This window comes from Bifidobacterium callitrichidarum (assembly GCF_003129905.1).
GTDB classification, from domain to species: Bacteria; Actinomycetota; Actinomycetes; order Actinomycetales; family Bifidobacteriaceae; genus Bifidobacterium; species Bifidobacterium callitrichidarum.
The window spans coordinates 56,634-81,367 of record NZ_QFFM01000001.1 but is presented as its reverse complement, the minus strand read 5'-3'; the positions used below and the strand labels follow the sequence as shown (position 1 = coordinate 81,367).

Sequence of the window (24,734 nt, the reverse complement as noted above, 5' to 3'; positions counted from 1 at the left end):
ACGGCAATGTCCTCAGAGAGGGGAGCCGGAAAACCGACTGTCTGCCTAATGCGTCACAGCTGGCCGACGAGGTCGAGGCTGGGCTCGATGGTTTCCTCGCCCGGGGTCCAGTTGGCGGGGCAGACCTGATCACCGTGCTCGTAGACGAACTGGGAGGCCTGCACGCGGCGCAGCAGCTCGTCGGCGTTGCGGCCCACGTTGGAGCTGGTGACCTCGTAGGCCACGACCTTACCCTCCGGGTTGATGATGAAGTCGCCACGCTCGGCCATGCCGTCGGCCTCGTTGTAGGTGTCGAGGTCACGGGCCAGCAGGGCGGTCGGGTCGGCGAGCATCGGGTACTGAATCTTGGCGATCTTCTCGCTGGCATCGTGCCAGGCCTTGTGCACGAAATGGGTGTCGCAGGACACGGAGTAGATCTCGCAGCCGATCTTCTTGAATTCCTCGTACTTGTTGGCGAGGTCCTCAAGCTCGGTGGGGCACACGAACGTGAAGTCGGCCGGGTAGAAGAAGAACACGGACCAGTGGCCCAGCACGTCCTCCTTGGTCACCTCGTGGAACTCGTTGTTCTGGAAGGCCTGCACCTTGAAATCGGTCAGCTCGTGCTGAAGAAGAGTCATCATCGGTCCTTTCATGACGTCCGAAACGTTGCCATCTCCCATCGTAACGTCGCCGGGCTTGGGCCGGGCGGCTGTTCCCTATGAGCCTTATCACAGCGGTACTTTTCCCCGGAATCGATGGCGGTCTTGGGGAAAAATGCCGCTTCCTCCCACAGCCGAGCCGATACCACCGTCCCGGCTAGTATGGAACGCAGAAGAACCATCGAAACATGGAGGTGTCATGGCTCAGGAGTTCACCCAGGAAACCACCGCAAACGCCACGTGGAGCCGCATGCTGCAGGGCAATAGGCGGTTCGCCGAAGGTAAGGCGGAGCACCCGTGGCAGGACAAGGAGACCCGGCACATGCTCACCGACGGGCAGAACCCGGATGCCGCGGTGTTTTCCTGCTCCGACTCGCGTGTGCCTCCTGAGATCATCTTCGACCAGGGTTTAGGCGACCTGTTCACCGTGCGCACCGCCGGCCAGATGATCGACGATGCGGTCATCGCCTCACTGGAGTACGCGGTCAAAAAGCTGCACGTGAGCCTGATCTGCGTGCTCGGCCACGGCCGTTGCGGCGCGCTGGAGACCGCCGAACGTGAGCTCGATGCGCTGATGGAGTCGATCACGTCCGAGGCGGACGGCTCGTTGGAGGCCGCGGATATCCTGGACAATCTGGATGAGCAGCTGGCCCAGTCCGATTCCATCGTGCTGCGTCAGGCCGGCATGTCCGTGTGGCAGGCCCGCGAGGCCGAGCTCGACTGCCTGGACGACATCGAGCGCGTGCATGTGGCGCGTACCATCGAGTCGCTGGTGGATCGCTCCGAGGTGATCCGGCAGGCGCTGGCGGACGAGAAGCTCATGATTGTGGGAGCGCGGTACCAGCTCGATTCCGGCAAGGTCGAGGTGCTGAGCTTCTAGTCCTTTTCTGGCTCCCCTTCAGAGAGGGGACATTGCCGTGAAGCGAACAGTCCGGCGGACTGTTTGTAGGCAATGTGCGAGACGACAGTCGAGCCAGAAAGACGCGAACGAAGTTCATCCTTAATCGCAGGAAAGCCAAGACCGGAGTAGGAATCCAGAGAACGGCCCGACTCCTTGCATCGCTCCGATAATGCGGGGATGATAAGGGTTGTCAGAGAGAAGACAACCCGGAAGAAGTCGGACATGCCACCTGCTCTTACCGTCTATTACGGCTCGACCAAATACGTCGTCAGCCCGGAACGCACCACCATCATCGGCCGCGCACCCGATTGCGATCTGGTGATTCGCAACCCGTACGTCTCGCACCACCACGCCCGCATCACCTGGACCGAGGACGGCTGGCTGCTGGCGGACATGGGCAGCGCGAACGGCCTGACCATCCAGGGCATGCACACCAATTCCGTGCTGCTGACCTCGACCGTCACCGTGGCGTTGGCGCGCGACGCCGTCATCACCTGCGTGGTGGGCGACCAGACCCCGCAGTCGCGGCCGATTCCGGCGCAGATGCCGGCTTCCCAGGCGAAGCCCGACGTACCGGCCCGGGAAGCCGGACAATCAGGCGCGCAACCGACCGCTGGACGACCGGCCGCACAGCCCCAGCCCGCACGGCAACGGCATCAACAGCCCATGGTTTCGCCCGCAATCCCCCAGCAGACCGCTCCGGTAACGACGCAGCAGCAATCATCCGGGACCCGCCGTCCATCGACAACGCCCGCGGTTCCCGCACGTCCGACTCCCGCCATCGGCAGAACGGCCGCCGCCACGCCCCCTCAGGCACCCGCCATCCCGGCCAAGCCGACGTCCCCATCGTCCCGGAATACGACCCCGCTGCCGTCGCGTGCCACGGTCCCCGCGAACCCGCCGGCGGCACCAGCGCTCCCCCATCAGCCCGTCACAGCCCAGACCGACGCCGGCGATGGAGCCACCGTACTGTCCAGCTCACATCGTCAAGCCTCCACAAGACCGGCTTCCATACCTGCGACTCCGATCTCCCCTACCGCCGTGCGTCCGGCCGAAACGACGCATGGCGCAGTGCCACAAACCCGCACCCAACCGAATCAGACGGCCCAGCCAACCCCGACGCAGCCCAAGCATCCCCTCTCCCCCGCCTCGAAATCGACCACCGCCACCGTGCTGGCGGGCAGCACACAGGCGGCGCATCTCGAGTCGCAGCTGACCTCACACCGCGTGACCGGCTCGTTCGACCCGGCCAAGGACAAGGAGGGCACGCTCGGCCGCGACGCCTCCTGCCAGATCCGCATCAACGACTTCCTTGTCTCCCGCAAGCACTGCTCGCTGGCGTCCACGCCGAACGGCATCCTCCTGACCGATCTCGACTCGGCCAACGGCACGTACGTCAACGGTCGGCGCGTGGCCAAAATCTGGCTTGAGGAGGGCGATCTGGTCACCGTGGGCAACACGGACCTCATCGTGCATGAGGGCGTGTTGTGCGACCGCGAACCGCTGGCCGGCACGGACGCGGTGATCGCCGAGAACGTGGGCCTGACCGTGGGCAAGGGCACACGACTGCTCAAGGGCATCAACGCCGTGTTCGCCAAGGGCACGCTGACCGCGGTGATCGGCCCGTCCGGCGCGGGCAAGACCACGTTCACGTCCATCGTGGCGGGCCTGAGCTCCCCCACCGAGGGCCACGTGCTGTTCGACGGCTACGACGTGCAGCAGAACATCGAACTGCTGCGCAGCCGCATCGGTTTCGTGCCGCAGGACGACGTGGTGCACCGCAAGCTCACCGTGGACGCGGCGCTCGAATACGCCGCCAAACTGCGTCTGCCCGGCTCCACCAAGGCCGAGCGCGCCGAAATCATCAACCATGTGCTGGAGGAACTGGAGCTCACCGGTCGTCGCGGCAATCGCGTGGACCAGCTCTCCGGCGGCCAGCGCAAGCGCGTCTCCACCGCCATCGAGCTGCTCACCAGCCCGGAGCTGCTCATCCTCGACGAGCCGACCTCCGGCCTTGACCCGGCACTGGACCTGACGGTGATGACCATGCTGCGCCAGCTCGCGGATGCGGGCCGCGTGGTGATCGTGGTGACGCATTCGCTGGCGTACATCAACAAGCTGTGCGACAACGTGCTCATGCTCGCGCCCGGCGGAAAACCGGCGTTTTTCGGGTCCGTCGCCGAGATGCAGCAGGCGTTCCACGGCCAGGAATGGGCGGACATCTTCAACGCCGTGACCGCCAATCCCGACCGCGTCTACTCCATCACCGATTCGCGGCAGCGGGCGATGGCGGCCAAGCAGACCGTCCGGCCGCACGGCGACCATGAGAAGCCCGCCAAGCCGTTCCGCATCAAGCAGACCGTGACCCTGGTGGCCCGCCAGCTGCATCTCATCGCCGCGGATCCGGGCCTGCTCATTTTCCTAATACTGCTGCCGCTGTTCCTGGGACTGCTCTCGCTCGTGGTGCCCGGTTCGCACGGTCTGGGAGAACCCGATTTCAAGGACGCGGCCACCGAACCGAACCAGCTGCTCTCGCTCATCATCCTGGGCGCCTGCTTCATGGGCTCGGCCCTGTCCGTAAGGGACATCGTCTCCGAGCGGGCCATCTACGACCGCGAGCGCGCGGTGGGCCTCTCCCCCACGTCGTACACGTGCTCGAAGCTCATCGTCATGGGCCTGCAAACGTTACTGCAGGCCGCGTTGCTGGTGACGGCCGTGAGTCTGGGCAAACCGCATCCCGATCAGGGCGTGCTCACCGATTCGGGCATTCCGGAACTGGTGCTGGTGGTGTGGCTCACCGCGTGGGCTTCGGCCATGCTGGGCGAGGTGGGTTCGGCATTGGTCAAGTCCGGCGAGCAGACCATGCCGCTGTTGGTGATTCTGGTGATGGCGCAGCTCGTGTTCTCCGGCGGCATGATTCCGGTGACCGGGCGCGACGGCCTCGACCAGCTGAGCATGATCTTCCCGGGCCGCTGGGGCTTCTCCGCGGCCGCATCGGACATCGACCTCAACGGCCTGCTGTACGGCCCCACCAAGGTGCCGACCTTCAAGAAGGACGACCTGTGGGAGCATACCGCGGACCAGTTCTGGTTCGACCTGGGCATCCTCGCGATCATGGTGGTGGTGTTCACCGTGATACTGCGCGTGTGCGTGAGCAACGCGGCGGCCAAGCTGCGCCGGCGGTCGTAATGACTATCCTTGCTCACTCTATTGTGGATTCACGCTCCAGCAGTCGAAAACCAGAAGTGAAAATGCTAGGAGCAGAGTCATCACCGTCGATACGTCGAATAAGAGCGTCCACGGCCATGTCGGCATACTGGTCAACATGCGAATCGATAGTGCTCAACGGAGGGATAGAAAATTCTCCATCCGGTAAATTGTCAATTCCGATGATTTGTACATCATTTGGAATATCTATATGCATTTTAGTCAAGGACGAAATCACTCCCAGTGCCAAAGCATCATCTACACAGACCAACGCTTCCGGTAAATCAACACATTGAGCTAATTCAAATCCAGCTTTCACTCCAGATGAACCTGCCAATGAATCAACACCGATTACATGTCGCCAATCGGGTTCCAGCCCATGACGGCGATGCGCTTGAATATACCCTTGCAACCGCAAAGCGGCATTACCTTCAAAAGCTTTCATTGCACAGGCTTCGCAATAGTACGGATCTATTTCCTTTACATCAGCAGCATCATGAAGAAACTGTCTGGGAGCTCCGACAAACCCAATCTTTGTTAAACCTCGACCAATCAACCATTCAGTTACATATCGAGCAGCTTCAACATTAGGCATCGTAACCATATCACATAAACCATGAGCAGAATAATCTCCCGTTAGCACCATTGGATAATTTTGTTGGAATAATGGCGATTCAGCCGAAAGAGGATCAGCGGCAAACATAATCCACCCATCCGCGTTCAATTTATACGCAGATGCTGCGAATTCCTCTATACCACCATTAAAATCACCATATGTAGCAACAACAATTGCGCATCCTCTTTGATGCGCACTACTAGAGAGCATGTCAACAAAATAACCAAAAAAAGGCTGCCCAAAATTAGGAACAGCTAATCCGATGATACCCGTCTTACCCGTCTTTAATGATTTCGCCGAGCTATTAACGCGATACCCCAGTTGCTTGACAGCTTCCGTGATTCGTTGTTTCGTCACGGCACTGACCTGACTATCATTCCCATTTATCACATTCGATACCGTTTTGATAGATACACCCGTCTGCAAAGCAACATCTTTCATAGTTATTTTGCGCATACGCATCTCAGCCCCTAACTGCTATCACATGTAGACTACATCGTATTCTATTATCGTTCCACGAATAATTTTTTAATACTCCTCAATGATTTTCACACCCCAAGGGTCGATTGCAATATGTTGACCTAATGCAATATGTTCGTTCGACAATAAATCAATACCACAAAACATGGAATTACATCTAACAATCTGTGAAGTATAATTTAACATATAGATTAAAGACCTTCCTTCTTTATTAACTCCTTGTCGCACTGTAATTTTATTTGCAAGCTCCATCGCCTTATTGCGAATACCAGCAGAGAGGGCAGCGTCTCGTATTACCGCACGAATCATGTCAGCACTAATCATGGTCCCTATCCATTCAGCCCAGCCACGACCAAATGTATTACGAGTAACCGCAGCATACATATGCCATTCAGACTGCGCATATCTAGCAACAATCTGCGTACCATCCACCGGTTCCAATAATTCCATGATGCCATGAATGCGAAGGTCCATACCATCAGCAGAGACAGACAACGGACCATCGGCGGCCAAACACAGCGCAGAACCATCATCGGTACGAGTATATTCACCAACTCGGATGCCAAATACATCAGATAAGCCATGAGGCTGTCGGTCATGCCATACGGTCACGTCGCGATTGGCCACAAATGAGCGGAAGCTAGATAGCAGGTGCCCACCATTCGCCACATAACCACGCAACAGGTCAATAAGCGACTGACTTGCACAATACAAAGCAGGTGTAATCACCAAATTATATTTTGCAAGTTTGTCAGCAGTAATAATAGGAGTAGTTTCCTCGGAATCGAAATCTTCTATAGTTGAGCACACATAGTCACCAGATAAAATATCAACTTCAATATTGTTCTCATACAGGGAGTCATATATCCAGCGAACAACATCATTATATGTCAATAAACCGAAATTATCATCACTATAAAGAGAAGGCTTCGGAAAACCCGTTTCTAAAGTAAATCTATTCAAAGCGGATAGTGAATCATTGCTTATGATAAGTGCTACCCGATTATGTTTTTCTAGATTAACGAGGCGATAACCAATCTGGTTGATTTCTTTACCTATCCGAGCCGCCTCAGCATATACCAGATTAGGTTCGAAATCATGACTAAGTATACCTTTCCAATAAGTTTCGAATGAATTATGGATAGAATGCCAATGCCAATACATTACCGAATTTGAACCACTCGCCAAATGCGAATACGCTTGAAGCCGTAACTGTCCAGGATACGGTAGCCACCCATTCTGACCCTGTGCTTCGGTCTCTAGGAGTAAATAATTACGGCCGCCTTTAGTGGATCGAGCAAGATCTCCACCAAATGCAATTTCTTTACCGGTCAATCGCGATTCAGTAGGGTGGTAAATATCTACCCCAGAATAATCAAGACAACCTGCATTAGAAAAATGATCAGCATTGGGTTGTATGCCATAACTGTAGCCACGCCATTCTAAGTCCTGATTTTGAGTAATGAATTGGCCATTACGCGCATATTCACGAACAATAGCTGCCTGCCAATTGAGATATTCGGTTACGACCCCACGGCGAAATCTATCGAAAACACCAGCAAGCGAACCATTGATGGTTTCGGTTAGGTCAGGAAAATCTTCCCAACTAGTGATGCGATTAGACCAATAATTGAGCCCAAATGCGGCATTGATTGCATCAAGATCATCATTGAACCGGGAACGTAAATCAGCAATGAAAGCCTGCTGCATGTCATCATTAAGCGCATCATAAAACTTGGTTTCATTATCGAGTTGAAAACCAATAACCGATTTACGACCGGCAACATGCGCTACAAGCGCCCGAATGACTCGCTCCGCCGCAGATCGGAAATCAACATTAATGATATCCATAATCTGACGCGAACCATAGCGGCGCTGGCCGGTATGTTGACGAACAAGGATTTCGGGATGCTGGCGTGTAAGCCAAGCGGGAACTGCATACGTGGGAGTGCCAACAATTACATTGATACTTGCGGCCTCCATGGCGTCAATCACTCTATCAATATGCACGAAGTTAAATTCTCCAGGATGTGGCTCCATAGTAGCCCACGTGGATTCGGCAATACGAACAGTGTTCATATGTGCAGCCTTCAACATAGCTATATCTTCGTCTAGTCTGTCATACGGCATATATTCGTCATAATATGCAGCGCCAAATAAAACTTGATTTATCATGCAACAGCCTTTCTACACAATATGGCGGAATTCATTGAGATATAGATGCAATTCCGCCATATATTATTCAAACCAGGGTTAGCTCACCACAACATTGAACCCCTCCTGCTTTCCGTGTTCAATTAGAGCATTCTGCCATTGCTCAATGGCTTCCTGAACCGTAATTTCTCCTGATAGCGCCTTGCCAATATAATCCCCGTAGATATTCCTCGCATATACCTCATATGGCAGGAACTGCCATTGCTTACCGACATTATTGGCACCTTCGACCAATACATCTTGATACTTTTGATCCCCAAAATATGGATCAATTTTTGTTAGAAAATCATTATCCGACATAGTTTTGACATCCGCGGGAAACTGCCCTTTGTCCATACGGATATTGATTCCTTCTCGCTCATGACCAGCAAACTCTATAAATTTATAAGCCGCATCCGCTTTCTTACTCGTTTTCAGGATAGCCAAAGAAGATCCACCATCTTCTCCATTTCCATGTGTTGAAGAGCTAATCTGCGGCATGAGTGCCACACGCCACTTCCCCGCACCTTGATCAACACCGCCTTTTAACATAGACGCCATCCAGGCCCCCGAGGTCATCCCCGCCAGATCACCATTATTCAGGGCCTTATACCAATCATCGGTAAAACCGGTAAGTTTGGTATCAATTAAATCCTCATCAATCATCTTCTGGAGTAGGACATAGTATTTTTGTGCTATTGAATCACCTGCATAATTGATTGTTATTTTTTCTCCATCAACCTTGACTGGCTCGGCACCAGCAGCCCACAGCCAAACCTCCATAATTGCCGGGTTAGCAGCATCAGCCGCAAGATAGCTACCTTGTGCACGAACTTTTTTTGCAACTTCATAGAAGTCATCCCATGTTTGAGGAATTGAGTCAACCCCTGCTTTTTCAAATACTTCTTTATTATAGAAAAATGCGTCGGGGCCAGAATCCATTGGCAAGCCGTGAATACCGCCACCATATGTAACTGCATTCCAGGGACCAGCTGTGTAAAAATCAGCATATTTGTCCGCACCAAACCTACTAAGATCCATCAGAGCGTCCTGCAAAACAAACTCCGGGATAGCAAAATATTCAATTTGGGCAATATCGGGAGCGCCGGAACCCGCTTGCAAGGCATTAGTTATATTCGTGTACTCTTTTCCTGCTGTACCCACATTAGAAATTTTGATTTTAATATTCGGATACTTCTCTTGGAATTTTTCTGCCACCGGAGTTAAAGCCGGCTCCCATGCCCATACATCAACAGTAATTGATGAATTTTCATTATCGGCCGTCTGCGCACCACATGACGCCATAGATAGCACGGTGGTAGCAGAAAGTACGCACGCCAATACTTTTTTACTTGACTTCATTGTCTTTTCTCCTTATTTATTTTGTATTTGACGATAAAACTGTATTGGACTAATAACGGTATGCTCCTGACCCTCCTTCCCAAAGGGATAAGCGAATAAAAATCATTCTTTGACGGCGCCGGCGGCGAGGCCGGACTGCCAGTACTTCTGCAGGCACAGGAACGCGATCACCAACGGGATGATCGTGATCAGCGAACCCGTGATCACCAGATTCTGAATCGCCTGACCACCAGCCGTGCTCGCCTGATCCTTCCACTGGTTCAGACCAATGGTCAGCGGATACCAGTTGGAATCCTTCAACATGATCAACGGCAGGAAGTAGTTGTTCCACGTCGCCACGATCGTGAACAGGGCAGTCGTGACGATACCGGGAGCGAGCAGGGGCAGGCTGATGGTCCAGAACGTGCGGAACTCGGACGCCCCGTCCACGCGCGCCGCCTCCAACAACTCGGTGGGCACCGCCTGCTCGGAGAAGATCCACATCAGGTACAAACCGAACGGGCTGATCAGCGACGGGATGATCATGGCCCACGGGGTGTTCGTCAGGCTCAGCTTGGCGAACAGCAGGAACTGCGGCACCGCCAGGGCGATACCCGGCACCGAAATGGAGCCGATGATTACCGCGAACACCGCCTTCCTACCCGGGAAACGGAACTTCGCCAACGCATAACCGCCCATGATCGCCAGCAGGGTCGCGCCGCCCGCGCCCACGACCACATAGAGGAGCGTGTTGACCAGCCAGCGGCCGAAGATACCATCCTGATACGTGAACACCGTCACGATGTTGTCCCACAAGGCGAACGACTTGCCGAGACCAAGACCGAACGTGGAAGTGAAGTCCGCCTGCGTCTTGGTCGCGTTGATCGCCAGATACACGAACGGGAACAGGCAATACACCGCGAAGATCGCGCACAACACCGTCATCAGCGTGGAACGACGCGGATTGTTCACATTCGCGAACCCCGCCTTCGCGCTCCGCTTGCGCTCCGCGGCCTCATCACGCGCGATACGCTTCTGACGCTCCCGCTCCGCCTTCTTGGCGGCCTTCTCCTGAGCCCTGAGCTCAGCATCAGTCAAACGGGCACTCGTTGCCGCACTCATCACGCACGCTCCTTCACAATCACAGTCACATCCACATTCATCATCGAAACCAGCATCAGGCGCATCACTTCATCTGCTCCTTCATGCTGTTCAGCTGCACGGCGTAGGCGATGGCCATCGTGATCACGGCCATCACGATCGCCAGGGCGGCCGCGTAGTTGGACTGGTTGCCGGAGAACGACAGGTTGTACGCATACATGTTCGGCGTGTAATACGTCGTGATCGCATTGCCCGGCACCATGTTCTGCAAAATGCTCGGTTCGTTGAACAGCTGGAAGCTGCCGATGATCGAGAAGATCACCGTGATCGCCAGGGAACCCTTGAGCTCCGGCAGCTTGATGGACCTGACGATCTGCCACTCCGAAGCACCATCGATCGACGCCGCCTCATACAGGGAGTGCGGAATCGTGGACAATGAACTGTAGAAGATCAGCATGTTATAGCCCACAAACTCCCACGTCACGATATTGCCAATCGACGCCAACAGCACACCCGGCGCCAACACATCCACTTGCGTGCCGAAGAAGTCGTTGAACGAGCCCACGAGGCCGTACTTCGCGCCGTACACGAAACCCCAGATCAGCGTGGACACCACGGCCGGCACCGCGTAGGGCAGGAACGTCGAGATGCGGAAGAACTTCGTGCCGTGCAGCTTCATCGAATCGATCGCCAAAGCCATCACAGCCGACAGGAACAGCATGATCGGCACCTGCACCACCGTGAACAACGCCACACGACCCACGGACGACCAGAACTGCGCATCCTGCAGCAATCGCGCGTAGTTCTCAAACCCCACGAACTTCGTACCACCAATCATCTGCTTCTTGAAGAAGCTGATGTAAATGGCGTACACGATCGGGATGATGAACACGAACACGAACACGAACACCACCGCAAAAGGCCACATGAACTTCCAACCACGCCAATCCGTCTTATGACGCTTCACAAACACCGGCAACTGTTTTTCCATGCCAATACCTTCATTTTACATACATCGTTGTAGATATCATTCACAAGAAGAATATATAATAAATACCGGCAATATTGAGAAACACACTAATGTCCCTCAGCTCCATAGGTATTTAAATTATCTTCATCGTTGAAGTAAATAATAGCGCACAAATTACTGCATGCAAAATCAATCGCGACACACCTCAAAACCCTTGCCATCATTCCGCTCTCGCCTTTAACGCGCATCACCCCTATACAACTGCATCATTTTCGTGTGCAATGAGCGATAAAGGATTGACTCCCCACTCCCCTAGAGTTGGCGGTATGTCACTTGGTTTGAACATCCTCCTGATTTTCGTGTTCCTGCTCATCGGCTCCATGTTCTCCGGCACCGAGCTTGCGCTGGTCTCCCTGCGAGGCTCGCAGATCGAGCAGATGGAGCAGGAGGACGCGCGTGGCGCGAAAGTGGCCAAGATCGCGCGTGATCCGAACACCTTCCTGTCCACCGTGCAGATCGGCGTAACGCTCTCCGGCTTCCTGTCCGCATCGTTCGGCGCCTCCTCGATCGCCCCCTACCTGATTCCCACGGTGGAAAGCTGGGGCGTGCCGGTCGGCATCGCCGGCGGTCTGGTGAACATCATCCTGACGCTCATCATCTCGTACTGCTCCATCGTGATCTCCGAGATGGTGCCCAAGCGCATCGCCATGCAGCGCACCGAGCAGATCGCGCGCGCCGTGGTGCCTGCCATCGACGCCTTCGCCACCGTCTGCCGTCCGATCATCTGGCTGATCGGCAAGAACACGAACGGCATCGTGCGCCTGCTTGGCTTCGACCCGCAGCAGACCGAATCCGAGGTGTCCGACGACGAGCTGCGCGTGCTGGTGAGTTCCAATACGAACCTTTCGAAGGACGAGCGCACGATTCTGGACGACGTGTTCGACGCCTCCGAGACCATCGTGGCCGAAGTGATGCGCCCTCGCGCCGACGTGGTGTTCATCGAGGGCGACCAGCCCATCGCCGACGCCGCCGCGTTCGTGCGCGACCAGCCGTACTCCCGCTACCCGGTGACCGGCAAGGACTTCGACGACGTGATCGGCTTCGTGCATGTGCGCGACCTGCTGGACGTGCGTGACCCGAACGCCAAGACCGTACGCGACGTGACGCGCGAGGGCATCTCGCTGCCCGGCACGTCCAAGCTGCTGCCCTCCCTGGAGATGCTGCGCAAGCGTGGCATCCATCTGGCCGTGGTCATCGACGAGTACGGCGGCACGGACGGCATCGTGACGCTTGAGGACATGACCGAGGAGCTCGTGGGCGATATCCGCGACGAGTACGACCTGCCCACCGAAAAGGGCGGCGAGCGCACCACCCGTACCGCGTTCGTCAACGGCGTGGCCACCATCGAGGCCAGCATGACCATCGAGGACTTCGCCGACCTGACCGGCATCGAGTTGGAGGACGGCCCGTACGAGACCGTGGCCGGCTACTTCCTGGCCCACACCGGCAAGATGGGCGCGGTGGGCGACGTGCTGCATTCGGACGACGGCTACAACATGGTCGTCACCAAGGTCGACGGCCGCCGCATCGAGACCATCGAGGTGAGGAAAGCAGGCGCTCCCGACCACGCGCCGGTCGCCGAGGCCTCAGCCATCAAGTGATTCTTCCCACGCCCGGTCCGGGCCTGTGCGAACCGCAAAACACCTAGACTGGAATGACTGTTCCCAAACATGAAAGGAAGGAACATCATGACACTTGCATTCGTGGTTCCCGGTCTCGACGAGGCGACCAGCGAGAAGGCCATCGCCATCCTGCAGAACCGACTGAGCCAGGAGCAGGAGGCCGCCCTGGTCCTGAAGCACGCGCACTGGAACGTGACCGGACCGAACTTCATCGCCGTGCACGAGATGCTCGACCCCGAGGTCGAATCCGTGCTGGCCCAGGCGGACGAGACCGCCGAGCGCATCGCCACGCTGGGCGGCACCCCGGACGGCCGCGCGGACGCCATCGTCCGCAACCGTACGTGGAAGCCGTTCGATGTGGACGGCCGCGCCGGCACCGAGGAGTACCTCAAGGCCCTCATCGAGTACTACGACGCCTTCATCGCCGACGACCGCAAGGCCGTGGCCGAACTCGACGAGCTGGACTTCGTGAGCTCCAACATCATCCAGGACCACGTTCAGCAGCTCGAAAAGTTCCAGTGGTTCATGCGCAGCCACCTGGCGTGAGATAGCCGCACAGTAGAGCTCATATAGCTGACTGAGGGGAGTGCCCGGCAAGTTGTCTCGGGACTCCCCTCAGTCGTCTATGACGACAGCTCCCCCGGAGAGGGAGGCAGATTACGTTAGGTTCTGTTAAACCAAGATTGACATGTCCCCCATTCTTGGCTCCCCTTGTCAGGGGAGCTGGCGGCGAAGCCGACTGAGGGGTAGTCCGGAGGAATTCATGTCAATCTTGGTTTAACAGAGCCTTACGTTATGCCTGTCTCCGCGCTGGTTCAGTCCTCGATACAGACCTTCAGCCACGTAATGTGGCCAATCCGCAGTCTTCCTGTGCCGCGATTCCGGGGATGTCCCTCCATGACGCGCCCCCATATGCCCATCAAACGATTGACATGGCTCCGGGGGACAAAATCACTTGCCCCGGCAGACCATTTCGGTCGATTTTCGCATGCCGGGGCAAGATTCTCCTGTACAGTCCGGCCTCGACGCAAACCGCTCTTGCTCAAAACCACGGAATTACGCCAATCCTCAATTCACGACTTCGTTGTCGATCCAGGCCCTCTTGCCCCGGTAATCAAAAAACGCGCAAAATCGCATATCGGGGCACGAAAAATTGCCCCGGTGCGTACGTCAATCGGTTGACATACACACCGGGGCAAATACCGGGGCGATAGCGGAGGCAACTACTCGTCGGCCGAATGTTTTCACCACACAGCCGGGTGAGACGCTCTCAATCCGCTGGGACAGCCATGCGCACGGACCGATTCGGGGCCAAGAGCGGCGGCAATCGCGGCCATCAGCGCACCGAGCTTCGCTCCTTCAACCCAAATATGCGTTCAGCGCCTGCTCAGTGCGTGGCGATCTCGTCCACCTTGGTCACGTGTCCACCGAACTGGGCACGCAGGGCGGTCACGACGCGCAGGATGTCGTCGGCACCGCCACGGGAGGTCTGACGCTGCCACAGGGCCGCCGCGGTGGTGGGCACCGGCACGCCGAGTTCCAGGGCCGCCTCGACCATCCACTTGGCCTCGCCGGACTCGTTGGCCACGGCCGGCACGCCCTTGAGCTCCGGATCGTCCTTGGTGGCGTTGTCGAGCAGGTCGAGCAGCCAGCTGGCCACCACGGAACCGGTGCGCCAGGAGGTCATGGTCTCGGCCGGGTTGGTGACGTATTCGCTGCGCAGCATGGTGGCGAAGCCCTCGCCGAACGCCTGCATCATGCCGTATTCGATGCCGTTGTGCACCATCTTGGCGAAGTGGCCGCCGCCCACCGGGCCGGCATGCACCAGACCGTACTCGCCTTCCGGCTTGAGGCTTTGGAAAATCGGCAGGACGGTCTCGTAATCCTTGTCCGATCCGCCGATCATCAGCGCGTATCCACGCTCGGTGCCCCACACGCCACCGGAAACGCCGCAGTCCAGGAAGCCGACGCCCTTTTCGGCCAAGGCGGCCGCGTGCTCGCGGTCCTCGGTGTACTTGGAGTTGCCACCGTCGACCACGATGTCGCCCGGCTCCAGCAGCTCACCGAGTCGCTCCACGGTGGAGTCGGTGGGGGCGCCGGCCGGCACCATGACCCACACCACGCGCGGGGCGTCGAGCGCCGCCACCAGGGCCTCCAGCGAGTCCACGTCGCGGCCGGAGTCGGGGTTCATGTCGAAGCCCACGATCGTATGGCCGTCCTCGCGCAGGCGCTTGACCATGTTGCCGCCCATTCGGCCGAGGCCGATCATTCCCATCTGCATTTCGTTGCCTTCTTTCATTCCTGAGACTTAAGAGCAATCCTCGGCTCCTTTTGCCGGGAAAGCTGCCAGCCGTCGGCTGGCTGAGGGGTGGTCAGTAATCGATTACGTATTCGCGAAACGGATCCGTCCGAGACGAAGCCGTCTATAGACGAGTCACAGGTTCAGCGCACCGGCCACGGCCATGGCTTCCTGGTCCGGATCGGCCAGGCCGATGTGCACGTTGACGTGAACCTCATCGTCGCCCGGCTCCTCGAGGATGTCGAACTGGCTCTTGAGCATGCTCGGCTTCATGAAGTGGCCTTCGCGGTGGGAGAGTCGGTCCATCACCTCGTCGAAGGTGCCCTGCATGTAGACGAACACCACGCCCGGGCGGCGCAGCTTGTCGCGGTAGACCTTCTTCAGGGCGGAGCAGGTCACCACGGCGGCCTCGCCGGCGGCCACGCGCTCGTCGATCCAGGAGGCGAGGGTGTCGAGCCACGGCCAACGGTCCTCGTCGGTCAGCGGGATGCCGGCGGCCATCTTGTCGATGTTGGCCTGCGGGTGGAAGTCGTCGGCCTCGGCGTACTTCAGGCCGTAACGCTCGGTCAGGTGGGTGGCGACGGTGCTCTTGCCGCAGCCGCACACGCCCATGAGCACGATGATCGGCTTGGCGGCGGCGAAGTAGCCCTCGGGGATGGTGTTGGCGGTGATGATGTCGGTGTGTTCGGCGGTCGCGATGGTCATGGGAGTCTCTTTTCAGCGGTGATGGGGAAGTGGATTACGAACGATTGGTGGGGAAGTAGGGCCGGTGCCGTCGGCGGAAAGGAAGGAAGGAGACCAGGCGGCACCGGTCGGGTTACGGAATCGCGGGGATTGCGGGACTCGGCTAGACCAGCGGCACGAAGATGCTGCAGATCATGACGAGGGCGAGCACCACCACGGACAGCAGGCATTCGAGCACGGTCCAGGTCTTGAAGGTCTCGCCGACCTCCAGGCCGAAGTACTCCTTGATGAGCCAGAAGCCGGCGTCGTTGACGTGGGAGAGGAACACGGAGCCAGCGCCGATGGCGATCACCAACAGGGCGATGGCCGGTGCGGTGACGCCCATCTGGTCAACGACCGGGCCGAGGATGCCGGCGGTGGTGATGATGGCCACGGTGGCGGAGCCGGTGGCCACGCGGACGAACGCAGCGATGATCCAAGCGAGCAGGAAGATGGAGATGGAGGAGCTTTCCACGAACTTGCCGATGATCTCGCCGATGCCGGTGTCCACGAGCACGCCCTTGTAGCCGCCGCCGGCGCCGACGATGAGCAGGATGCCGGCGATCGGGGGCAAAGCGGCCTTGAGGGAGTCGTTGACGGCCTTCCAGGTCATGTGGGTGGTGCGGCCGAGCACGATCATCGCGAAGATCACGGCGGTGGCCAGGGCGATGGCGGGCTTGCCGAAGAAGGCGAACACCTGGGCGTACAGGGCGCTGGAGTTGGCCTGGTCGGGGGCGGCGATCTCGAAGATGGCGTTGCCGAGCATGAGGATGGCCGGCACGAGGATGCACAGCACGGACAGGGCGAACGGCGGCTTGGCGGTCACGGGGTTGCCGTCGGCGTCGACGCGGCCCTTGCCGGTGTCGAAGTTGGCGGGGGCGCCGACCGGCACCCACTGGGCGGCGAACTTGGAGAACAGCGGGCCCACGAGCGCGGCGGTGATCACGGCGATGGGCAGGCCGAACATCATGGTGACGCCCACGGAACCGTTCTTGAAGCAGCTCAGCGCGGCGAGCGGGCCGGGCTGGGGCGGCATGCAGGCGTGCATGACCGAGAGACCCGCCAGCGTGGGTATGGCCACGCGCATGAGCGGGAGCTTGGAGCGGCGGGTAATGAGGATGATCACCGGCACGAGCACCACGAGGCCGACCTCGAAGAACATCGGCAGGCCGATGAGGGCGCCGATCAGGGCCATGGTCCACGGGATCATCCTTGTGGAGGTCTTGGCGAGCAGCGTGTCGACGATGCTGTCTGCGGCGCCGGTGTCCATGAGCACGCGGCCGAGCATGGCGCCCAGGCCCACGAGGATGCCCACGGAGGCCATCGTGGAGCCGAAGGTGGTGGAGAAGCTCTCCACGGTGGCCACCGGGCCGTAGCCGGAGCCGATGCCGACCACCAGCGAGGACAGCAGCAGCGAGACGAACGGGTGCAGCTTGGCCACGGTGACCAGCAGGATCAGCACCACGATGCTGGCCACCACACTGATGCCGAGCTGGGTGCTGTTGAGCTGGACGGCCTGCGCGGTTTCAGCCAGAACAAGCGTATTCATAATCCATCTCTTCTTTGAGTCGTTGTATTTGGATGACGTTTCGTTGTCACCGCATACATATTGTATGTTGACATCCAATATAAAGCTGTTTTATGGATTACGCAATACGTGTTACGTTCGGCGTGTTGAATATGTATGCCATATTCGTCGGCGCGTGGGATACTTGCGTTATGACTTCCGAACGCTCCTTTGATTCCGATGCGACGAGTGCCAGTGCCGTTGCGGCAGGTGTCACCATCGCCTCAGGTTCCGCCGCCAGATCCGCCGTCACGCAGAACACCTCGGTCATCGCCAAAGCCGGCACCAGCGACTCAAGCGACACGGCCTCCGCCCAGACCACCGTCACCCCGGAAATGTCCCTGCACGACCGACTGCTGGACGAGTGGGGCATGGCCGTTGTCGGCGGCGCGGTCACAGCGGGGGAGCGGCTGCCCGAGCCGGATATGGGCGGCGATGCGGCACCGTCGCGCACGGTGACGCGCGAGGTGACGCGCGTGCTGGAATCGATGGGGCTGGTCAGCGTCAAGCGCAAGGCGGGCGCCACGGCCAATCCCATCGAGGCATGGAACATCCTTGACCCGCAGGTGATTCGCTGGCGGCTGCGCGGCCCGCATCGCATCGCGGCCCTGCACGAGCTTTCGCAGCTGCGCGCGGCCGTGGAGCCCGCGGCGGCCCGGCTCGCGGCCACGGAGGCCACCCCCGAACACTGGGCCACGCTGACCGAGGCGGCCATCGGCATGGTGGCGCATTCCGATCACGCCGACGAATCCGAGTATCTGGAGGCGGATATCCTCTTCCATCGCACGCTGCTGGAGGCGTCCGGCAACCTGATGTTCGCGGCCCTGGGCGAGGTGATCGCCTCCACGTTGACCGGCCGCACGCAGCATGAGCTCATGCCCAAGACGGCCGACCAGACCGCATTGAACTGGCACACCGAGGTCGCGGCCCTCATCCGCAAGGGCGATGGCGCGGCGGCCGAAGCCACCATGCGGCGCATCGTGGACGAATCCGATCAGGCCATCAGCCACATCGCCGGCGATCGGTAGAAGTACCCCAGCAGCAACCATCCACGCAATACCACCCGCTATCAGCCGTGGATATTGGGGCTACAGCACCACGCGACGATTAAGTTCGCGGCGCAACTGCCGCCAATTCGGAAGATAGGCGGACATGCGACGCTGGAATCCGGCGCCGTGGCCACGTTCCCATAGGTGCGTCATCTCATGCACCAGCACATATTCCAGGAATCGCGGCTCCATCAGCCCCAGTTGCAGGTTCAGCCGGATGCGGCCGGTGGCCGGCGTGCAGGAGCCCCATCGTGAGGTCATGACGCGCAACGTGATATGCGTGGGCGTCCGGCCGACCACCGGCCCCCATTTGGCCAGTAACCCCGGCAGTTGCGCGTTGATGCTGGCCGCGGCCCGCGCCTTGCGTTCGTCGGTCCAGATCGCGGTGCGGTCGAAGGTGGGCGGTGTTGCTCCGGCGTCATTCGCAAGGCCATCGCCGCCGTCCTTGCCGTTGCGCGTCCCGCAATCCCCGGTGCCCCCGGAACGACCATCACGCCCAGGCCGGGGCGAGGAGCCGCCGGCCAGCCCGCCCATATCCATCGATCGCCGGCGAGCCTCGGCCATACGCCGCACATGTTCGTCAATCCATGAGCGACGGCCGCGCACGAAATCGATGATGGTACGGTCGGCCATGCGGCGCGGCGCGGAAATCACGACCTCGCCGTTCGGCGGCTTGATGCGCAGATACATGTTCTTGATGGGTTTGCGCACCACCTGCACTTCAAGCCCGTCGATATTCATGCGGTCATTGTCCAATCGCCGCACGACACCGGAGCACCATCGGTACGCCCCGGCCGCTTGCATTCCATCGTCACCTCGGTTCCGGGGAATTACCGGCAAAACCGGCCCGGCAAAGTCTCGGCACCAACCGGCAACGCACGCATCGCCACGAATCGATCACAGCGCAATCGCATCGCAAGACGGTCACCAAGGGGCCGACGCAGGCCTTACTTCAGACACCCGATGCCGATGCCGACCTTGCCGCCGTCCAGCAGGAACCGCTTCATATTGCGCTGCAACGATGTGCGTTCCGGCAGCTCGGCGATTGGCGCACCACACCGCTGGAACACCCATTCGCGCCAGTCCGGCGCATCCGGATCGGTTTCGCGGATGTCGAAGCGACGCTGGAAGGCAAGGATGTGCGAGCCCTCGGGCAGCAATCGTTCGAGCGCAGGGGAGAGCAGCCACGATTCGCACCAATACGGCAGACCAGTCCAGTCGGGGAAGAACCGGGTGAGGAACGAATGCGATTCAGCAAAGGACCGGTCGCACTGGGCGGGGTCGAGCGACGCATCGGACGGGATATGCACGTTGATGACGCGCGACGAGCCCGCGACCGCCGGTACGTCGGCGGTGTCGTAGGCCAATTCGAATTCCAGCGATCCCAGCCGGAACAGTCGCGCGCTCAGCTCGCGGTACGTCCAGAAGTCGCGGTCGAACCCGTACCGGCCGTAGCTGACCCGATGTTCGCCGACGAACCGCGTGAAGCAGCCCATGGTGGCATCGAAGATGCTCACGGGAATGCCGAGGCGACGATACTCGGGGAACGTATATCGACCGGCCGCGTACAGCATCCAGTACAGTATGCGCAGGCCGTTCGGGTCGCCACCACCGGCAAGCTCGGCTTTGAGTGTTTTCCATGATTCGACCCGCCGCCGGGGATCGGTAAGCCCACGCACGGCTTCCACGCCGTTTGCCGACAGTGTTTCGCCGGACTCATCGATGCGCCGCAGTTCGGCGATGACCGGTTCGGCCAGGCCGATGCGCCCGGCCACCTCAAGTACCGTCAGAACCTCGCCGCGACCATCCATTGCCATCCGCCATCGCCCTTTCCTTCGTCCATGAAGCCAATACCATTCTCCGCCATAGCTGACGTATTGGCCGTACGATGTGCACGAATCGCGCTATGTGGCGATGTCGTTCATCAGCGGTTGGCATCGCCATAGTCACCGGAATTCGTTGGCTTTGCCGCAATATCGGCATCATCACCCAGCGCGACACGCCGAAGCACCTTTCGCGTTGACACCTGAACGTTCGGTGGTATTGTAATCACTTGTGCGCTTTTGAAGTGCATGGATCGGGCCCATAGCTCAGCTGGTTAGAGCGCATCCCTGATAAGGATGAGGTCGGAGGTTCAAGTCCTCCTGGGCCCACAGAAAATAACAGCGGCTTCGTGCCGCTATTTTTTTCTCATGGGGCTATAGCGCAGCTGGTAGCGCATCTGCTTTGCAAGCAGAGGGTCGCCGGTTCGAACCCGGCTAGCTCCACCACCAAACCCTTGGAATCGGCTCAGTTCCAAGGGTTTTTCGTTTGCAATGAAAACGTCCGGTATTTTTCAACACCGGACGTTCAATCTATAAGCGAGGCCAAGGAAGCCTCAACAGTTCGGCCCAACGGGGCGAAAGTCAGTGGCGCCGCCTAGAAGATTGCCCCGAAGTTGACGCGGCCTTACCGTTACGACACAGCATACCAGCCTCCATCGAACCTCACCCGTAAACTGAACGGACCCGACCGGGGCACTGTTGACGCGGTCCCCGGGAAGGCGAGGTCACGCCATTCGGCGCGCCTCCAATCTATAAGTCAACAAGGAGGTTTTCATGGACGAAGACAACGGCCATGACGACCGTCCGAGGCGACAGGACCGGCAGTATCGGGAAGGCCTGATGACAGGACTGCTGATCGCCCTGGCCAACCAAGTTGGGCAGCAAGCATCCACAGTCATTATCATCGCCGTACTCGTAGTGCTTGCCCTGAGTCTCAGGCGAGGCCGCTGACCTTTCAGCGGAAACGGCCGGATTCCAAAGGTGCAAACCAGCGGGCTCCGGCCCCTCGTTTTATTTCTTTTATTTCCCTCTCGACTGTTGTCCTATTTTTGCGGAACACACCACGTTGACACTGCGTCAAAACACGCGCTACAATAAGCCGCGAGAGAAATTGACGCTTCGTCAACACCGTGCGCATGGCAGCGTACGACGCCTCGGCCCAGCGCCAATGGCCCACGAAAGGCCCGGCACCAACGAGGGTGACGGGCGTACAGCCACAAAGAAAGGACCGCAATGCTGTTTCAGGTCTACGGCGACAATGCCGTGTATCAATGGATCGGATGGATTCTCGTCTTCTGCTGCCTCATCGGCGCCAACGAACTGGCCCGCCGCACCAAGACGGGCGGCGTCATCGCCTTCCTCATCGTGCCGGCCATCCTGACCGTCTACTTCATCACCATCTACACGGCCGCAGCCATGGGCGCCGACTGGGCCCTGAACAACCCCACCTACGTGCACATGACGAGCTGGTTCCACTACGCCAAGCTGTACGCCGCCACCGCCGGCTGCATCGGCTTCATGGCGCTCAAGTACAAGTGGGGTTCCATCGGCAAGTCGCACTGGTTCAAGTGCTTCCCGTTCGTAATCGTGGCCATCAACATCCTCATCGCCGTGGTCTCCGACTTCGAATCCGCCATCCGCGGCTGGGGCACCACCTGGATCTCCACCGAAGGCGTGACCCTGTACGGCGGCTGGCACAACGTGTTCAACGGCCTGGCCGGCATCCTCAACATCTTCTGCATGACCGGCTGGTTCGGCATCTACGCTTCCAAGAACAAGGACGACATGCTCTGGCCGGACATGACCTGGGTGTTCATCGTGGCCTACGACCTGTGGAACTTCTGCTACACCTACAACTGCCTGCCCACGCACTCCTGGTACTGCGGCCTGGCGCTGCTGCTGGCCCCGACCGTGGCCAACTTCTTCTGGAACAAGGGTGGTTGGATCCAGAACCGCGCGTTCACGCTGGCCATCTGGTGCATGTTCGCGCAGGTCTTCCCGATGTTCCAGGATTACTCCGTGTTCTCCACCCAGTCCGTGAACAACCCGAACGTGAACCTCGTGGTCTCGCTGATTGCGCTCGTGGCCAACGTGCTGGCTCTCGGCTACATCCTCGTGCGCGCCAAGAAGCAGGGCGTCAATCCGTGGCTGCAGGAGATCTTCAAGGGCACCCGCGACTACGAGCAGGCTATCGCCCGCGCAGCGTGATTACCTCACGACTGCCGTCGCTCGGCGTCGCCTACGGGAACCTCACCGGGGTTCCCGCTACACGGCTCCGTGAGCAGGCCATCGCCCGCGCCGCGTGACCGACTCACAGACGCCGCCGACAGGTAGTCGACCCAACAAAACCGTCACTATGTATGCGGCTCAACCATGGCCCCGCATACATAACGCCGGTTTACGACCCAAAAACGTCACTATGTATGCGGACCCTTCGTTCGCGCGCATACATAGTGACGTTTTATGCCTCAAACCGTTACTCCGTACGAGCCACCGCCGTCCCCGCGCACAGGGCAACGGGAACGCCCCCATCAGGACCGGCGTCCGCTACCCGCTATTCCGCCTGATTGTTGGCCTTCGCCTTGTCCACGAATTCGGTGACCTGCGTATCGCTTGCGGACACCAGGTTCTGGCCGCTCAGCGATAGCGAGCCGTCCACCGAATCGCCGTCGTATTCGGCATGAACGGAAATCGAGTTGAGCATCCGCTTGCCGCCGTAATTCAAACTCACTTCGACATATGGCATCTTGACTTCGGAACCGGTGCCGAAATCCCATTTGCGGACCTGATCGAGGGCCTTGCGATACTCACTTTCGGCATCGTCCACACCGCTGTCCTTGATCTGATTGATGACCCATGCTCTCAATTGCGGATACTCGGTTTCGTGCGCGGTCCAGTAGCTCACGAAATGCTGGGCGAGCGCCTTCAGGTCGATGCGGTAGTCCAGCTGGGTGGTGCCACCCGACTTCTGCGAGGTGTGCATGGGGAAGATCGTCGCGATGGCTTCCTTCTTCTCCAGCTCCACGCCGAAATAGTGCTGCATCAGTTTGGAGGCCTCCGATTTGACGGCGGCCGATGGTTGGGTGTCCTTGAATCGTTCGATCTCGTCGACGTTGTATTCGTCAGACAGCGAGTCGAGTTTGTCGTAGACGGTCTGCTCGGTACCTTCCACATCAATCCGGCCGTTCTTGATCAGCGCGTCCTTGACATCCATGACGAAGTTCGCGGCATCGCCGCCCATACCGTCTCGCAGGGTGCTTTCCAGCTGGTCGGCATCGTAGTAGTAATACGAATAATCCTCGTCCTGGTAGCCTCCGCCGGCAGCCACCGCACCCTTGTACCAGGCGATGGAGCCTTTGGAGTCATCAGCGTCGAAGGTGAGCATGGCAGAGGAATCGTCCGTGGTCGAACCGAGCGAGTACAGGCCGGAGAACGTGGCGCTGCTGCCGTTGGCCGAGAATTTCGCCTCGTATTTGGCGGACCGCAGCGTGGTCAGCGAATTCAGCGCGTCCATGGTGACCACCAGCGGATTGTTCGGCCGGAAGCCCAACGCGGCCTTGACCGCGGTGAAATTCGGGATGATGAAGGCCAGTGCGACGGCAATCACCGCCGCGACCACGGTCGAAATGACGGCAATCGTTTTCCGGCTCACGCGGCGGACCGCAGCCGACGCACCCCCAGAAACACCGGGACCGCCGGGGACCGCGCCCGGAGCCGTCGGCGGGGCAAAGGACGGAGGAGCAGGCACGACTCCGGCAGGGACCGGCTGGGCTGGTGCGACGGCAGGTGCAGGAACCGCCGGCGATGGTGCGGAGACAGGCGGTGCGACAGGGGCAGTCGGCGCGACCGGCAACGGCATCGTGGATGCGCCGCGGACATCGGGCCGCACGACGGCCGGCTTCGGAATGGAGACCTGCGGGACGGCAGACGACGGAGCCCCGGAGCCGACCCCGGACGGACCGGCCATCGCCGGCTGGCCGGCCGCATGCGCGGCAACATGATTGCCGCAGGACGGGCAGAATTTCGCGGTATCGTTCAATTGCCTACCGCAATGGACGCAGTATCTCATCTCGACTCCCTACCTCTTCGTTCCGGCCGAACCTCACCGATGCATCACCATGGTACCCGCCCGTCCGGCACGCGC

19 protein-coding genes, 2 tRNA genes and 1 pseudogene are annotated in these 24,734 nt (G+C 59.0%); 9 read left to right on the top strand and 13 right to left on the bottom strand.

Translation table 11 applies throughout. The features are described from left to right. Positions 1-53: 53 nt before the first annotated feature. The gene (gene ahpC / locus DF196_RS00295) at positions 54-617 is read right to left on the bottom strand and encodes an alkyl hydroperoxide reductase subunit C (protein WP_100493703.1); all 564 of its coding nucleotides are present in this window, start codon (positions 615-617) and stop codon (positions 54-56) included. 220 nt (positions 618-837) lie between these two features. Here ahpC and DF196_RS00290 point away from each other — a divergent pair, with 220 nt between their 5' ends. After that, positions 838-1,518, top strand: a complete 681-nt coding sequence (locus DF196_RS00290) for a carbonic anhydrase (RefSeq protein ID WP_109055944.1) — start codon at positions 838-840, stop codon at positions 1,516-1,518. 243 nt (positions 1,519-1,761) lie between these two features. After that, entirely contained in the window at positions 1,762-4,728 is a 2,967-nt protein-coding gene (locus tag DF196_RS00285; protein WP_158276216.1) for an FHA domain-containing protein, read from the top strand. A 13-nt stretch (positions 4,729-4,741) separates the two neighbouring features. Here DF196_RS00285 and DF196_RS00280 read toward each other — a convergent pair whose 3' ends face one another. From DF196_RS00280 to DF196_RS00260, 5 genes are all read right to left on the bottom strand, one after another. Beyond that, a complete protein-coding gene (locus DF196_RS00280) occupies positions 4,742-5,824 on the bottom strand; it encodes a LacI family DNA-binding transcriptional regulator (RefSeq protein WP_109055942.1) in 1,083 nt (360 codons plus the stop codon). Between the two features lie 66 nt (positions 5,825-5,890). Then, positions 5,891-8,017: a beta-galactosidase gene (locus DF196_RS00275; protein WP_109055941.1), complete on the bottom strand. Its 2,127-nt coding sequence runs from the start codon at positions 8,015-8,017 to the stop codon at positions 5,891-5,893. Positions 8,018-8,095: 78 nt separating this feature from the next. Continuing rightward, positions 8,096-9,397, bottom strand: a complete 1,302-nt coding sequence (locus DF196_RS00270; protein WP_109055940.1) for an ABC transporter substrate-binding protein — start codon at positions 9,395-9,397, stop codon at positions 8,096-8,098. Between the two features lie 102 nt (positions 9,398-9,499). Then, positions 9,500-10,498 carry a carbohydrate ABC transporter permease gene (locus tag DF196_RS00265; protein ID WP_170114945.1) on the bottom strand — a complete coding sequence of 333 codons (999 nt, stop codon included), beginning with the start codon at positions 10,496-10,498 and terminating at the stop codon, positions 9,500-9,502. 64 nt (positions 10,499-10,562) lie between these two features. Then, positions 10,563-11,468, bottom strand: coding sequence for a carbohydrate ABC transporter permease (locus tag DF196_RS00260; protein WP_109055938.1), 906 nt, complete (start codon positions 11,466-11,468; stop codon positions 10,563-10,565). A gap of 305 nt (positions 11,469-11,773) precedes the next feature. Between DF196_RS00260 and DF196_RS00255 the strand changes: the two genes are divergently transcribed. Next, the gene (locus DF196_RS00255) at positions 11,774-13,108 is read left to right on the top strand and encodes a hemolysin family protein (protein ID WP_170114944.1); all 1,335 of its coding nucleotides are present in this window, start codon (positions 11,774-11,776) and stop codon (positions 13,106-13,108) included. An 87-nt stretch (positions 13,109-13,195) separates the two neighbouring features. Next, the gene (locus tag DF196_RS00250) at positions 13,196-13,675 is read left to right on the top strand and encodes a Dps family protein (RefSeq protein ID WP_109055936.1); all 480 of its coding nucleotides are present in this window, start codon (positions 13,196-13,198) and stop codon (positions 13,673-13,675) included. A gap of 841 nt (positions 13,676-14,516) precedes the next feature. Here the strand turns inward: DF196_RS00250 and gnd are convergent. The 3 genes from gnd to DF196_RS00235 form a co-directional block, all read right to left on the bottom strand. Then, complete coding sequence (gene gnd / locus DF196_RS00245) at positions 14,517-15,410, bottom strand: phosphogluconate dehydrogenase (NAD(+)-dependent, decarboxylating) (RefSeq protein WP_109056020.1); 894 nt, start codon at positions 15,408-15,410, stop codon at positions 14,517-14,519. A gap of 153 nt (positions 15,411-15,563) precedes the next feature. Continuing rightward, positions 15,564-16,133, bottom strand: a complete 570-nt coding sequence (locus DF196_RS00240) for a gluconokinase (protein WP_241519517.1) — start codon at positions 16,131-16,133, stop codon at positions 15,564-15,566. 142 nt (positions 16,134-16,275) lie between these two features. After that, positions 16,276-17,700 (bottom strand): GntP family permease, encoded by a 1,425-nt coding sequence (locus DF196_RS00235; protein WP_109055935.1) that lies wholly within the window; start codon positions 17,698-17,700, stop codon positions 16,276-16,278. A gap of 170 nt (positions 17,701-17,870) precedes the next feature. On the opposite strand from DF196_RS00235, the gene DF196_RS00230 reads away from it, so the two are divergent. Further along, positions 17,871-18,746 (top strand): FadR/GntR family transcriptional regulator, encoded by an 876-nt coding sequence (locus DF196_RS00230; protein WP_206603758.1) that lies wholly within the window; start codon positions 17,871-17,873, stop codon positions 18,744-18,746. 60 nt (positions 18,747-18,806) lie between these two features. On the opposite strand, the gene DF196_RS00225 is transcribed toward DF196_RS00230, so the two are convergent. Together DF196_RS00225 and DF196_RS00220 are read right to left on the bottom strand one after the other, a co-directional pair. Next, positions 18,807-19,508 (bottom strand): YgjP family zinc-dependent metalloprotease, encoded by a 702-nt coding sequence (locus DF196_RS00225; RefSeq protein WP_109055934.1) that lies wholly within the window; start codon positions 19,506-19,508, stop codon positions 18,807-18,809. Between the two features lie 206 nt (positions 19,509-19,714). Continuing rightward, entirely contained in the window at positions 19,715-20,584 is an 870-nt protein-coding gene (locus tag DF196_RS00220; RefSeq protein WP_146194638.1) for an acyltransferase domain-containing protein, read from the bottom strand. A 262-nt stretch (positions 20,585-20,846) separates the two neighbouring features. Here DF196_RS00220 and DF196_RS00215 point away from each other — a divergent pair. The 4 genes from DF196_RS00215 (at position 20,847) to DF196_RS00205 (ending at position 22,798) form a co-directional block, all read left to right on the top strand. Next, a tRNA-Ile gene (locus tag DF196_RS00215) sits at positions 20,847-20,920 on the top strand. Positions 20,921-20,961: 41 nt separating this feature from the next. Further along, positions 20,962-21,037, top strand: a tRNA-Ala gene (locus DF196_RS00210). A gap of 327 nt (positions 21,038-21,364) precedes the next feature. Beyond that, a complete protein-coding gene (locus DF196_RS13535) occupies positions 21,365-21,541 on the top strand; it encodes a hypothetical protein (protein WP_170114943.1) in 177 nt (58 codons plus the stop codon). Positions 21,542-21,823: 282 nt separating this feature from the next. Continuing rightward, positions 21,824-22,798: a DUF5692 family protein gene (locus tag DF196_RS00205; protein ID WP_109055932.1), complete on the top strand. Its 975-nt coding sequence runs from the start codon at positions 21,824-21,826 to the stop codon at positions 22,796-22,798. Between the two features lie 346 nt (positions 22,799-23,144). Here the strand turns inward: DF196_RS00205 and DF196_RS00200 are convergent, their stop codons facing one another. Both DF196_RS00200 and DF196_RS14140 read right to left on the bottom strand, forming a co-directional pair. After that, a complete protein-coding gene (locus tag DF196_RS00200) occupies positions 23,145-24,242 on the bottom strand; it encodes a hypothetical protein (RefSeq protein WP_241519516.1) in 1,098 nt (365 codons plus the stop codon). Positions 24,243-24,593: 351 nt separating this feature from the next. Next, positions 24,594-24,659: pseudogene (locus DF196_RS14140) on the bottom strand (zinc-ribbon domain-containing protein); the annotation flags it as partial. Between the last annotated feature and the right edge of the window lie 75 nt (positions 24,660-24,734).